This window comes from Nodosilinea sp. LEGE 06152, from assembly GCF_015207525.1.
Classification (GTDB): domain Bacteria; phylum Cyanobacteriota; class Cyanobacteriia; order Phormidesmidales; family Phormidesmidaceae; genus Nodosilinea.
In genome coordinates this window covers 14,048-26,510 of the sequence record NZ_JADEWR010000024.1, presented here as the reverse complement: position 1 = coordinate 26,510, position 12,463 = coordinate 14,048, and the positions used below count along the sequence as shown (strand labels likewise).

The following is a 12,463-nucleotide window of genomic DNA, read 5'->3' as shown; positions in this document are numbered from 1 at the left end:
GTACCAATCAAAACGGCAAAGTCTCTCGTATGGGCAAACGGCCATTTGCCCTCACCCAGATTCATGCTTCAGTTTATTCTCCGCAGTACGCAATTAAATCAATCTCCACATCCCCATAGCCCGCCAGCGCCGTCACGCCTACTGTGGTGCGGCTGGGCTGGGGGGCATGGCCAAAGTACGACTGGTAGATGGCGTTCACCGTTTCGTAATAGCGAAAGTCGGTGACAAAAATGCGCGCCATCACCACTTTGTTAAAGCCGCTGCCCCCGTGCTCAAGCACCAGGGCCAAATTTTCCATCACTCGACGGGTCTGCTCTTCAATTGGACCTTTGACCACCTCGCCCGTGGCCGGATCCTCTGCCAGCTGCCCAGTCACAAATAAAAAATCCCCGGCTCTTACCGCATGGGAGTAGGGAGCCACCGGAGGCAGCACGTTGTTGGGCAGGGTCATAAACTCCAGCATGGGCTTAATCTTAGTGTTTGAAACAACCGCCCTATAGTGTCGCCTAAATTGTGTAAAAGATGCCCAAAACGATAGCTAGAACAAAATATCCGGCGCTAAATCGCCCAGATTGACCGTGTAGATACGACTGCGATCGCCCTCGTTTACGCTCCACAGGTACTGTGCAGGCGTGCGCTGCGCGATCGCCGTCGGGCGAGGCAGTCCGGTCATGCGGTTCATCACCCGGCCTTCGTCATTGATCAGCGCAAATTCTCCATCCTGGCTGAGCAAACCGTAGCCTACCGCAGTCTCGAATAGCCAGTGAGGCGCGATATCAACCCGATAGCGCAACATTCTAAACGGCATTAAATCCACAATCAGCACGGCGTTGGGGCAGTTTTCTTCGAGGGCCAGGTAGCGGTAGGGGTGGCTGGTGGCGACCAGATTGTAAATTGGTATCGACGCCGAAATCGTGCCCAGGTAGGTGCCTCGGCGCGTAACGCCGTGGAACAGCGTGCGGCTGCCCCGACGTACTACCAACGTCGCATGGCGGTTGTCCGTAGCCATCAGCGCCACCAGCCGATCCCCCGGCTGGCTGGGCAGGGTTGCCGTCTTCGGAGCCGATATTTTGACCCCCTGACCCGGCGGCATCGTCAGCTGGCGCATCGAGACCTTTACCCAGTCGCTGGTTGCCTGCGCAGCGGTAGCAAACCAGCGGCCGTTTGGGGCCACCGCCACTTGGTTGGGGTGAGTGCCCTGGGCAATACAGCCCAGGCCGTGGGTCATCGACAGCAGGTGCAGCGACTCGGCGGTAACAATGATTCCGCCCTGAGGAATGGACAAAAAGGCGTGCACCGGGGCGGGTAGCGTAAACCCCTGACTCACCTGGGGCGCGGCCATGCCTGCCTGAGCCCAGTGGTAAAACCACACCCGCTGCTGGCCGCAGGTTACAACCAGATGCCCCTTAGGGAGCGGAACTAGCCCCATCACCACCGTCGAGTGGGGCAGCGGCACAAAGGGCAAGTCTGAGGCCAGGTCAACCTCAGGCAACCCCTTCAGACAGGCGGGCTGGGTCAGCAGCCCCTGGGTTTGGCAAGTTTCGTACACTGCCATCAAGTCGGTGCGCATGTCTCGGGCTGTAACGTAGCGCTTGGGCAGCAGCTTTTGCAGAGCCTTGCGCAGTACTTGACTCAACACCTCTGGTACCTGCGCCGGTACGATCGGATGGCGGTTTAAGTGAGCCACCATGAGTTCCATGGGAGTGCCCGAAAAGGGGCGCTGGCCCAGCAGTAGCTCGTACAAAATAATGCCCACCGCGTAGAGGTCGGCGGCGGGGGGATGCTGGTTGTAAAACCGCTCGGGGGCCATGTAGGCGGGCGACCCCGTGTGGCCCATATCCGCTTCGGCGGCCTCCTGACTGAGGCGGGCAATGCCCAGGTCAGACACCCGCGCCACCCAGCCGCCAGGGGTCAGCTCCATGAGAATGTTTTCGGGTTTGATGTCGCAGTGCACAATGCCCTGACGGTGGGCGCACTCCAGGGCCGCGAGAATATCGAGCGCGAAGCCCAACACCTCCTGCACCGTGAGTAAGGTATCGCTTTCCAGCAGCGATCGCAGGGTGCCCCCCTCACAGTAGTCGAGCACCAGCTGCCGCCCGCTGGTGGAGTGCTCCAGGGCGTGGCAGGTGACAATGCTAGGGTGCTCCAGACTAATTAAAAACCGCAGCTCCCGCAAAAACTTGTGGGTTGGGAAGCGGTCTTTGTGGAGGTCTTTAATGGCGACCAGCTCGCCAGTGGTGCGGTGAATGGCACAGTAGACTCGGCCAAACTGTCCGTGACCGACCAGCCCCAGGATACGATACTGCGATCGCCTAATCTGCCGGGTTAGGGCCACCACTCGGTTACCCCTGCTGCATCAGGGTTTGCATAATGGCCTGATGGGCCTGGCCGTTTGCCACCATCCCTTCTACCGGGGCGAGCCGCTTCTCTAGACCCAAGATAAAACGGTTGCAGTCGTCGCCCTTGGCGGTGCAGCTGGTCTGGGCGCAGCGCAGTTCGCGCCCGGTGAGCTGGGTAAAGAAAATCTCTAAAATGCCGCGCTCGAGATCGCCGGAGGGCTTTTGGCCCTGGGGCGCTGCCGCCGTGAAGGGCGAATGCCAGATTTCTACACCCAAGAACCCGCGATCGCGGTAGGTAATATCCAAATGAATTTGGCCCCAGCCGTGGGTTTTCCAGCACTGCTGCAGCGACTGCAAAAATTCGGCCATCGACAGGCTAGCCAGGGGTTGCTTGTAGTAGTCGGCCAGTTCTTCGCAAAAGCGGGCGTAGAAGTTTTTGCCCCACCAGCGGCCGCAGTTGTAGAGCACCAGCCGTGACGCCTGGCCGGTTTCCTTTTCTAGACCAGAGTAGATGGCCTGCAGCAGCGCGTCGGGAATGGCCAAAAGGCGATCGCCGCGACGGTTTTCGAGCAGCCCCAGTTCGGTTGACCCCCGTACGTAGAGATCCTGGGCAAAGTAGTTGCCGGGCAGCCGGCCATCGGTGAGTAAATCGGCAACAGAAACCATAGGTAACGTCCTTCACAGGAGAATGATGATGGTGGTCAGACCCGCCAACTGCGGGCAGACAGGGGCAACCCCAAACGCTGAACGGGCGCTAAGCCGCATTGGATAACCGCTGCGCCTAGAGCAGCCCGGCTAGGGTAACGGTCTCGCGAGTGTTGAGCATCAGGCTTTGCGCTTTCTCAAGGCTGGGCTTGAGCAGGCCGAGCTGAGCCGGCGAAAATACCTTGCCCAACTGCTTGTGCAGGAGCTGAAACAGCTGCTGATCAACCGCCCGGGTTTCGTAGGCTTTGACCATCTCCGGTAGCCAACCCTGCAGGCGCTCCTCGACAAAGCCCTCGTCGTCGAGCAGCATGGCCATGGCGGCGTAGCGCAGCACCATCAGCCCGTTACGCACACTGCGCTCGACCAATGGCTCAGGGTGACCGGCCTGCTGCTGTAGGGCATCGGCAATGGGCTGCACAATGGCAATTTCTTGGTCGCGCAGGGTGCGGTAGACCGCCATCCGTTCTGGAATCGAGCTAACGTACTGGCTCAGGGTGCTGAGGTCGTTGGCGTCGAGGTATTGCTTATCGGGCGAGTCAAACAGGGCGTCGAGCTTGAAAGTCATGGCAAAATCCTCTGGATTGGAGGGGCAGGGTAGGTCGAGTAGACAACCAGGGATAACGGGTTCTAACGGTCAGCTTTGAGGTCGGTCTTCGCCAAGCGCGGCGGCTAACCAAACAGGTCAGAAAATCCGTCTAGGGTCAAATCGAGGTCAGAATCTGTCGGGGTATTTGGGGCGGCCTCTAGGGGCGCAATGGGCACCCCAATAGTGGGCTGACCGTCCCAGGCGATATTTTCAAAGAAATCGCTGACGGTCATCGTCATAGCCGACTCTGAGCGGGCGGTGCCCCCTAGACCGGGGGTGGCCAGTACCGTTCGCCCGTCCCAGGCCACCGCCTGAAAGAAAGCCTGGACGGTTTCTTTGAGCCAGGGTTGAGGAGCATCTGACTCGGTCATCGCATCGAGAGAGAACGCGCTCATTGGCCACCTTCCCCGGCCCGCAGCCGCTTCTCAATGTCGCGGGCGTTGGCCCCTTCATTCATCCAGAAGGCGGCGGCATCGATGCGCTCGCGGCCCCCCAGCAGAAACTTGCAGTAGGTTTCGCCCATGGAGTAGCACTGAATCTCTATGCAGCTCAGCTGCTTACGCACCATTTCGGTGAAGAAACCGGCGAATAACCCGGCGTACAGGTGGCAGACGGGCTTGCCCACATCGCCCAGAGTGCGCGCCACGGCGGAATCAAACAGGTTAATGAACATGAAACCCTGCTTGCGATCGCTCATGTCTACTTCCCAACGGCCCCAGCCCTGAGAAATGTAGGGCCACCACCAGGTCTCGAGCAGAAACATCAGATTGGCTCGGCGGGGGCTCATGGCAAACTCGCGCTCAAACCAGGTTTCAAACTGGAGCGAGTCGATTTTGCCCCACTCCAGCCCCACGGTGTACATGATGGCTGAAGAGGCATCGCCGACTTCTTCCTGCAGCCCTTCTAGCAGGCCAATAATAAAGTCTTCACTGGTAAGCACATTGCGGGTATCGTTCCAGTCGGTAATGGTGCCGTATTCACCATTAAATTGAAAGAAATCCCGCAGGGCATAGTGGTTGTGCTTCTTAGGAAATTTTTGGTGCAGACGGTGGGCGGTCTCGGTGGTCATAACCATGATTGAACAAGCCTTGTAAGACTGTTTTCAGCGATAGGTGTAATGTGCCCAGGCCTGGGCAGAGTTCACCACTCTGCAGGGCGATCGCGCTCTGGGTTCACGCTGCACCCATGGCCCAAATAGTAGAAGACAGAGGGGTTTGGACTATTCGCCAGTTCGTCTAGTCGATACAAAATGTAGTATTTCTTTAATACAAATCGCCCAGAAAACCATCTCTGATTTCCTGGGCGATGTCGGTAAATAACTAATCTATCGACAATTTAGCTACTTACCTCCAGCCAAATTGCCGCGTCTAGCCTGCTTGAAGACGTGCTCACATAACCCTACCGGCCCAGGGTGACTCGGCTCAGCTCCAGGATAGGCACAAACAGCGTGAGTTCTTCGGCGTTGAGAAACTGAGGCATGACGGCCTGCATAGCTGTGTAGGTGAGGTCGCAGCTCTCTTGGGCACCAAAGGCGCGCATAATTGTTTGAAACCAGCTCAGCAGGGTTTCTTTAAACCGCTCAGGGTCATCCAGCAGCAGCGCAATGGCGCTGTATCGCAAGACGCGCACTGTGTCTCGCTGCCACTTGGCGGCCAAATCTTGTTCCCCCACCTGAAACAAGCCGGGTCTTTGAACTTTGAGCCGAGTCATCACCTGGGCAACAATTTGCGGTTCAGCAGCCTGAATTTTTTGGTAAGCCCGCAATCGGGTGCCAACCGTAGACAGGTAGGTTTGAAAGAACATCAGTTCCTGGTCAGAGGCGTAGCGACCATCGGTAGCCTGAACCAGAGCCTCAACGTTGGTAAGCACGCTAGGTAAGTCTCCTGAGGTAAGGTAACGTTAGTATGCCCGAATGTTGCGAAATGTAAACAAAACTTTCGCCAAAGAGATTTGGTGCGACTGCCAGCATCTTATTATCCGCCAGCCGTTCCGTTTGCTGCCTTTGGCTGCTGCGAAATAGCAACTTCCAAAACACCTTGGGAGAGGCTGGATCCGCTTTTTCGGCTTGCAATAAAACTTAAACCCTCTAGAGCCGTGGGACTCGAAGACTCGTAGTAATCTGGTGGACATGGAATAACCCCCATCCAAGCTTGGCTATAGGCTTTCTGTAATAAGCCTTGGTTAGAGGTTGGCCGGGGCAAGCCGCCATTAATATTGATTTTTCAAGAGGGCATTGTTCATGGTTCAACGTGGTTCTCAAGTTCGTATTCTCCGCAAAGAGTCCTACTGGTTCCGTGAAGTCGGTACCGTGGCTACCATTGACCAAAGCGGCATTAAATACCCCGCGGTAGTGCGCTTCGATAAGGTAAATTACGCTGGTATCAATACCAACAACTTTGCGCTGTCTGAGCTTCAGGAAGTTGAAGCCCCCAAGGCCGCTAAAAAGGCTGCCTCCTAGGCGGCTGGCCCCAAGGCTGGACTACTGACCCAGCTTGCTGGGTTTTTGGCCTTACTGGCAAGTTTGGCTACAGCTAACAAACTCCAAGGCCTGTGCTTCGGCATGGGCCTTAGCTATTTGTAGCGGGGGTCCGATAGCTTAGACCACAGGCTAATCGCCAAAAGGGCAATACTAGGGCGCTACCAGGCGCATAAGCGTCCTCATATTGCCGACGCACTGGTTCCTGGTCTGCGTTCTTCCCAGGAGCGTTGCTATAGTGCAAAGACACACCGTAACGGGAGCAAAGGCCCAGGGCTAGGCTGTGCCAGAACTACCTGAAGTTGAAACTGTGCGGCGCGGGCTGGCACGGGTGACGCCTGGCCATCGGCTAGAGGGGGGACAGGTGCTGCTCTCCAGGGCGATTGCGTACCCTGCTGACGAGGCTGCTTTTTTGGCGGGCCTGATTGGGTCTACCCTGAGTGACTGGCACCGTCGCGGAAAATATTTGCTGGGGCAGCTGACTCAGGCTGACGGCAGCCCTGGCGGCTACCTGGGGGTGCACCTGCGCATGACCGGTCAGCTGCTGTGGCTTGACCCTAAAACTCCAGTGCAGACCCACTGCCGAGTGCGGCTGTGGCTGAGCCAAAACCACGAGTTGCGCTATGTTGACCAGCGCACCTTTGGCCGTCTCTGGTGGGTTCCCCCCGGGGTTGCCCCAGACACCATCATGACAGGGCTGCGTAACCTGGGGCCAGAACCCTTTGATGACAGTTTCTCAGTGGCCTATCTGCGCCAGCGCTTGGCCCGCAGCCGTCGCCCGATCAAAAATGCGCTGCTTGACCAGGCCTTGGTGGCGGGCCTTGGCAATATTTACGCCGACGAAGCCCTGTTTTTAAGCGGTTTGCCCCCGCTTACTCCCAGCGATCGCATTGGTCTGCAGCGTTTACAACGCCTGCACAGCGCCATCCGCAAGGTACTTACTACCAGCATTGAGTCGGGGGGCACGACCTTTAGCGACTACCGCGACATCTACGGCATTAACGGCAACTACGGCGGCGTTGCCTGGGTTTACGATCGCGACGGCGAGCCCTGCCGAGTCTGTGCTACTCCTATTTGTCGGCTCAAGCTAGCGGGGCGCTCGGCCCACTACTGTCCCCAGTGCCAGCGATAGAAGACTGTGCCAGCGGCGCGACAGAGCCCACCTGGGCAAGCTAGGAAAGCCAGCGATAGCCAGGAGCAAGGCAGCAGCAGAGTGATTTCGTGTACAGTAAAGCTGAGGTTGATAGTAAGTAAATTTATGGCAGCAGCGTTGAAGCGGGGCGACCTGGTGCGGGCCGTCCGCGAAAAACTCGAAAATAGCCTGGAGGCCACCGCCAGCGACACTCGGTTTCCGTCCTACCTCTTCGAAACCAAAGGCGAAATTTTAGATATCAGCGACGACTACGCCCTGGTTAAGTTTGGGATAGTACCTACCCCAAACATTTGGCTACACCTTGACCAACTGGAGAAGTTTTAGCTTCTGTATGGAGCTGCCTTAAAACAGCGGACCTGCTGGCTATAGCCAGCAGGTCCGCTGTCGAGTTCAGCCTCAGCCATTGCTGGGGTTTTAATTGTCCTCTAGGGTCTAAAGCTCGGAGTCGATGGGCAAGCCACCCGCTTCGAGAGGCTTAGTAAGGTCAGTGGATATGACCGCCGAGGCTTCAGGAATAGGAAAAGCAGGCTTGTCGAGAGCAATCTCTAGAACTTCAGGCTGGGCAACGGTAGCCATTCGCCAGGACGGAGCGCCCAGCCCAGTACCAGACAGTAGGTTAATAACGCCAATAGCGGCCACTCCAGCGCTAGCCATAGTAGCTAGTCTGAGCCGGTGGTTGAGGGACTGAAATACCCCTACCAGCGTTGCTTCTGCATTGCAGTCTGGAGGGGCGCTTTGACTGCGTATGCCCTGGCGTAGGGCCAGCAAACGATTGTAAAGACGGCGGGTACCGTCATCATGCTGAATCCAGCGCAGTACCTGCTGACGCTCTTCGGAGGTAACTTCACCATCGAGGTAAGCGCTTAGCAACTCGAAGCGATCGCGCTTAGTGGCATCTAAGTCGTGACAACAAGACGCAGCTGAGGTCAGAGGCCCATCCGGGTGAACGCCCTGAGAGGGTAACGGCTGAACCTGATTAGGCGTGTAAGGAGAGGTAGTCATACCAAAAACAACACCTGAAATAAGCAACTAAACAACGACCAAGGCAGGCATCAGGCCTTAAACGACCCCTGGTTAACCAAAAGTCAGTTCAGGTATTTTTACTGCCGGTATTGATCATAATGCCAACACCCTAAAATCGGTAACCTCTTGGGAGCATTTCTAATCGGTAAAACACAAATCAATAGGTAGAGGTTTACAGACTTTTCTAATAGCGCAATTCAGGCTCAACTCTAAGGGAGGTGGTTTCACCCGATGGCACGCGGTGAGGAATTGGCAGAGCACCCTGCGAAGTGACGGTTGCAGGTTAGTTTAGTAGCCTAGATAGGGCTGTAGCTCGGCCTGCAAGCGCTGGCGAGCACGGGCAATACGAGATTTTACAGTACCCAGAGATACCTCAGTCATATCGGCAATCTCCTCGTAGGAGAGTCCTTGAATCTCCCGCAGCACAATGGTCGTGCGAAACACCTCAGGCAAATCGGCAATAGCGCGATGCAGCTGGTCGTAAAACTCCCGCGTCATCATGGTATCTACAGGGCCAGGAGCGCTGGCAGGCACATCCCAATCGATAGTGCCATCTTCTAAATTTAGAGGGGCATCAAGAGAAAGTGTGGCTCGATTGCGCTTGCGCCGCCGCAGTTCGTCATAAAACAGGTTAGTAGTGATGCGGCCCAGCCAGCCTTTGAACTTGGCTGGGTCGTTCAGGCGGCGCATGTTGCGATATACCCGAATCCAAACTTCCTGGGCTAGATCAGCCCGATCAGGCCAGTCGGGGGCCAGGTGGTAGAGCAGCTTATCTACATGACTCTGGTAGCGGCGCAGAAGTTCGGCGAACATGGTTCGCTCGGGCCGGAGCCGCTGCTGGCAAAGGGCTACCAGTTCTGTGCTGGTCAACTGTTCAGGCTTGACAGCAGACTTAGGGGCACTAAGGGAAACAGGCCAGGTCGAGAACATGGATTGACTCATAGCTTTTAGTAGTAGGCCGACATTACATGGCCACCCATAAGCCACTGAGGGCTAGATGTCGGGTGGCGCTGTGGCTCCAAAGACAAGCGTGATTAATGTGAACCATTGTGACGAAGAGCCTCTTTTTTGAAGACCAGCCTTGTGCCTGTGAATTGTCTGGCACACCATCAAAGGGCAGGAGGTGGGCTTATCGGCAGACAGATTAGCCTCCGAACTGAGCCAGCGGAGTGATATAACAGATTAGAAGAGCTGCTGTAACGGCAGTCATCCCCCTTTGGAGAGGTGGCAGAGTGGTCGAATGCGCCCGACTTGAAATCGGGTGTCCGCAAGGACCGTGGGTTCGAATCCCACCCTCTCCGTATCGGTTTAGTTGGTTCGTATTAAGTTGAGACCTTTGGGTCAGGAGCAAGAAATTGTTGCTTGGTACTGACGCGCGCCCCAGATCGCTTCCACAGCGGCATTGCGCCCTTGGTCTTGGTTAAATCGTGATAAAGCTTCTGCTTGTAGCCCATCTATGGTTCTTTTACTGGGCTAGAGCAAGGCGTTAGCCAACCTCACACCACTGCGTGGTCACATCACTACGTAAAGGGCGTGAGATGGTCGTTTGCGAGCTGTTGCAGCCATCCTTTCAAACTTGGTATAGCCCCGGCACCTTAACCCCTGCGGTAGAACATTGCCCAACTCAAATCACTCATAGAGTAGATGGTTATTTTTAAGGGGACGACTAAATTGAGCTTAATGATTTTGTGTAATTAAATCGAGGTTAACAGTATGACTACTGAAGAGAATAAGTCCTACGCTGAGAAGAACGAAGAGCGCATTCGTGAATTCGTAGACAATCTTGACGAGAAAGGGGCCGAAAAGAAGGAGCAAAAGAAGGAAGACTTTGAGGCCGCAAAGGAATCTGAGTAGGGCCTGAACCTCGCTGCACGGCAGGATGAAATGCGGTCTCAAATCTCCAATCTGCTTGCTATTTAATTATGTAGCTTGCGCTATAGCTGAGTAAATACCCTTTAGGATTGCTGGGTTTGGCAATTCTGAGGGGTATTCCTTTGAAAGGAAAATATTAGGACTGGAACTGTGGGTTATGACGCTCATCTGCGCGATCGCAGCATGGTGTGATTTACTAAAATTTTGGGATTAGCTGTGTGCGATCGCGCTACCCCTAAACTTGTCTCCAATTCTGTAGATTATGCCTGAAGACTTTGCCCCCTTTTTGATTGGCGTTGTGCTGCTAGTGCTGTATTTAGGCTGGTCGGCGGCTACCGAAATGGGTACTCGGTGGCCCTGGCGCAAGTGACCTCACGCCAGAATAACTATGCTTTGGCACTTGAATCCCTCCAACGAGAGACGCATAGGGACGTTACAGTATGCGTAAAAATCAAGAGAATGTAGCATTCATAACAGATTCAACTGAGTAGATATCGTGGACTGGGGGCTGAGTCTATTGGCCTTGTGGGTTATATCGGCCAATCATCTATCCATTCACAAGGAGTGCTACTGTGACCCAGCCCACTGAACAACTGCCTCAGGCACCCTCGAACTCGGGGCCGGGCAACAAAATTGCGGAATTTTTTGATTTTGCCGCCCACCGCACCAGCTTTCGCACAGAGGCGCTGGCAGGGCTAACAACGTTTGTGACGATGGCCTACATCTTGATTGTGAACCCGGCCATTTTGTCGAATGCGGTCTTTCTTAACGAGTCGGGAGATTTATTTGGGGAACTGGTGATGGCGACAGGCCTTTCTGCCGCCCTGGCCACGCTAATTATGGCGCTCTACGCCAAGCTGCCCTTTGCTTTGGCACCGGGCATGGGCATTAACGCCTACTTTGCTTTTACAGTAGTGCTCGGCTTGGGAATTGACTGGCGGGTGGCCCTGGCGGCGGTGTTCATCGAGGGGATTATCTTCATCCTCATGACCATCACCAACTTGCGCAGCAAAATTGTGGAGGCGATTCCCGATGCGGTAAAGCACGCCACCACCGCCGGGATCGGTCTGTTTATCGCCTACATTGCCCTCAAGAGCGCGGGCATTATTGTGTCTTCGGAGGCAACCTTTACGACCCTGGGTAACCTGCGATCGCCCCAAACGGCGATGGCGCTGCTGGGGCTAGGCATTACTGCCGCGCTCTTTGCCCGTCGGGTGACCGGAGCGCTGCTGTGGGGCATTTTGGGTACTGCCATTCTCGCCTGGATTTTTGGCGTGTCGCCCTGGCCGACCGGGCTGATGGCTGTGCCTCAGGCTCCTACTGACCTGTTTGGTCAGGCCTTTGTGGGGTTGGGCGAGCTTTTCCGCATCAACTTCTGGCAGATGGTAAGCATCATCTTCGTGTTCCTGTTTGTGGACTTGTTTGACACCATCGGTACGCTCACGGGGCTGGGGTCTAAGGCGGGCTACATCAGAGAAGATGGCTCATTCCCAGGGGTTGAAAAAGCCTTCATGGCCGATGCGATCGGTACTACTGCCGGAGCGGTACTGGGTACCTCAACGGTGACCACCTACATCGAGTCGGCCTCAGGCGTTGCCGAGGGCGGGCGCACCGGGTTTACCGCCCTTGTAGCGGCGGCGCTGTTTCTGGCGTCGGTGCTGTTTATTCCGCTGCTGCAGGGCATTCCGGCTTTCGCAACAGCTCCGGCGCTGATCATCGTCGGGGTGCTGATGATGTCGGGGGCCAAAAACATTGACTGGGACGAACCCGCCGATGCGATCGCAGCTTTTCTCACCATCATCATGATGCCGCTGGCGTTTTCGATCGCTGAAGGGCTAGCTATGGGCCTGATTGCTTTTCCGCTGATCAAAGCCTTTCAGGGCAAAACGAACCAAACCACCGTCGGCATGTGGATTTTGGCCGCGATCTTTTTGCTGCGCTATATCTTCGTTGCGGGTGGTTGATGTCTAATCCTAATCGTCTATGCGCTAGTGCCGTACCCCCATTAGCAGAGCAGCCATAGCCGTTCCCTGAGCGAAGTCGTTGGTGTTCGCGCAGCGAGTGCTGGGCACTCAGCCGCCCCAAAGGGGTTAGGGAACGGCTATTTACAGAGCGAACCCCGATGAACACCCTCAATTTGCCGTGGGGCGTAGCATGCTACGCCCCTACGAGATGCCTGTTTTGATCCGAGGTTTTTGAGCTTGGACTCGGTGTGGGTTTGGAATGACAAGAACCGCTCGACCGGAACCCAGATTTCTTCACAGGACAGCCTTATCGCTGGCTAGCTCCAAAAGAATCTGGGGTTCTGT

Annotated in this window: 14 protein-coding genes and 1 tRNA gene; 6 read left to right on the top strand and 9 right to left on the bottom strand. The window is 55.7% G+C overall.

Annotation, left to right across the window (positions count from 1 at the left end; all coding sequences use genetic code 11):
• Positions 1–73: 73 nt before the first annotated feature.
• From IQ265_RS24515 to IQ265_RS24485, 7 genes are all read right to left on the bottom strand, one after another.
• Complete coding sequence (locus IQ265_RS24515) at positions 74–463, bottom strand: RidA family protein (RefSeq protein ID WP_194058485.1); 390 nt, start codon at positions 461–463, stop codon at positions 74–76.
• 75 nt (positions 464–538) lie between these two features.
• Positions 539–2,338 carry a serine/threonine-protein kinase gene (locus IQ265_RS24510; protein WP_194058483.1) on the bottom strand — a complete coding sequence of 600 codons (1,800 nt, stop codon included), beginning with the start codon at positions 2,336–2,338 and terminating at the stop codon, positions 539–541.
• A 4-nt stretch (positions 2,339–2,342) separates the two neighbouring features.
• Positions 2,343–3,005, bottom strand: a complete 663-nt coding sequence (locus IQ265_RS24505; protein ID WP_194058481.1) for a V4R domain-containing protein — start codon at positions 3,003–3,005, stop codon at positions 2,343–2,345.
• Positions 3,006–3,120: 115 nt separating this feature from the next.
• Positions 3,121–3,609 (bottom strand): hypothetical protein, encoded by a 489-nt coding sequence (locus IQ265_RS24500; protein WP_194058479.1) that lies wholly within the window; start codon positions 3,607–3,609, stop codon positions 3,121–3,123.
• A gap of 104 nt (positions 3,610–3,713) precedes the next feature.
• Positions 3,714–4,025, bottom strand: coding sequence for a hypothetical protein (locus tag IQ265_RS24495; RefSeq protein WP_194058477.1), 312 nt, complete (start codon positions 4,023–4,025; stop codon positions 3,714–3,716).
• The gene (locus IQ265_RS24490; RefSeq protein ID WP_194058475.1) at positions 4,022–4,705 is read right to left on the bottom strand and encodes a V4R domain-containing protein; all 684 of its coding nucleotides are present in this window, start codon (positions 4,703–4,705) and stop codon (positions 4,022–4,024) included. The genes IQ265_RS24495 and IQ265_RS24490 overlap by 4 nt, the downstream gene beginning before the upstream one ends.
• Before the next feature lie 323 nt (positions 4,706–5,028).
• Positions 5,029–5,499 (bottom strand): phycobilisome protein, encoded by a 471-nt coding sequence (locus IQ265_RS24485; protein ID WP_194058473.1) that lies wholly within the window; start codon positions 5,497–5,499, stop codon positions 5,029–5,031.
• Between the two features lie 370 nt (positions 5,500–5,869).
• Between IQ265_RS24485 and IQ265_RS24480 the strand changes: the two genes are divergently transcribed.
• The 3 genes from IQ265_RS24480 (at position 5,870) to IQ265_RS24470 (ending at position 7,583) form a co-directional block, all read left to right on the top strand.
• Positions 5,870–6,088 carry a photosystem I reaction center subunit IV gene (locus IQ265_RS24480; RefSeq protein WP_194058471.1) on the top strand — a complete coding sequence of 73 codons (219 nt, stop codon included), beginning with the start codon at positions 5,870–5,872 and terminating at the stop codon, positions 6,086–6,088.
• 301 nt (positions 6,089–6,389) lie between these two features.
• Positions 6,390–7,238 carry a DNA-formamidopyrimidine glycosylase gene (locus IQ265_RS24475; protein ID WP_194058469.1) on the top strand — a complete coding sequence of 283 codons (849 nt, stop codon included), beginning with the start codon at positions 6,390–6,392 and terminating at the stop codon, positions 7,236–7,238.
• Between the two features lie 126 nt (positions 7,239–7,364).
• Positions 7,365–7,583 (top strand): NAD(P)H-quinone oxidoreductase subunit O, encoded by a 219-nt coding sequence (locus IQ265_RS24470; protein ID WP_194058467.1) that lies wholly within the window; start codon positions 7,365–7,367, stop codon positions 7,581–7,583.
• Between the two features lie 108 nt (positions 7,584–7,691).
• On the opposite strand, the gene IQ265_RS24465 is transcribed toward IQ265_RS24470, so the two are convergent.
• Positions 7,692–8,261, bottom strand: a complete 570-nt coding sequence (locus IQ265_RS24465; RefSeq protein ID WP_194058465.1) for a transcriptional regulator — start codon at positions 8,259–8,261, stop codon at positions 7,692–7,694.
• Positions 8,262–8,570: 309 nt separating this feature from the next.
• A complete protein-coding gene (locus tag IQ265_RS24460; RefSeq protein ID WP_194058463.1) occupies positions 8,571–9,224 on the bottom strand; it encodes a sigma-70 family RNA polymerase sigma factor in 654 nt (217 codons plus the stop codon).
• 276 nt (positions 9,225–9,500) lie between these two features.
• On the opposite strand from IQ265_RS24460, the gene IQ265_RS24455 reads away from it, so the two are divergent.
• The 3 genes from IQ265_RS24455 (at position 9,501) to IQ265_RS24445 (ending at position 12,118) form a co-directional block, all read left to right on the top strand.
• Positions 9,501–9,583 (top strand) — tRNA-Ser (locus tag IQ265_RS24455).
• A 412-nt stretch (positions 9,584–9,995) separates the two neighbouring features.
• Positions 9,996–10,136 carry a hypothetical protein gene (locus IQ265_RS24450; RefSeq protein ID WP_194058461.1) on the top strand — a complete coding sequence of 47 codons (141 nt, stop codon included), beginning with the start codon at positions 9,996–9,998 and terminating at the stop codon, positions 10,134–10,136.
• Between the two features lie 590 nt (positions 10,137–10,726).
• Positions 10,727–12,118 (top strand): NCS2 family permease, encoded by a 1,392-nt coding sequence (locus IQ265_RS24445; protein ID WP_194058459.1) that lies wholly within the window; start codon positions 10,727–10,729, stop codon positions 12,116–12,118.
• The last annotated feature ends 345 nt before the right edge of the window (positions 12,119–12,463 follow it).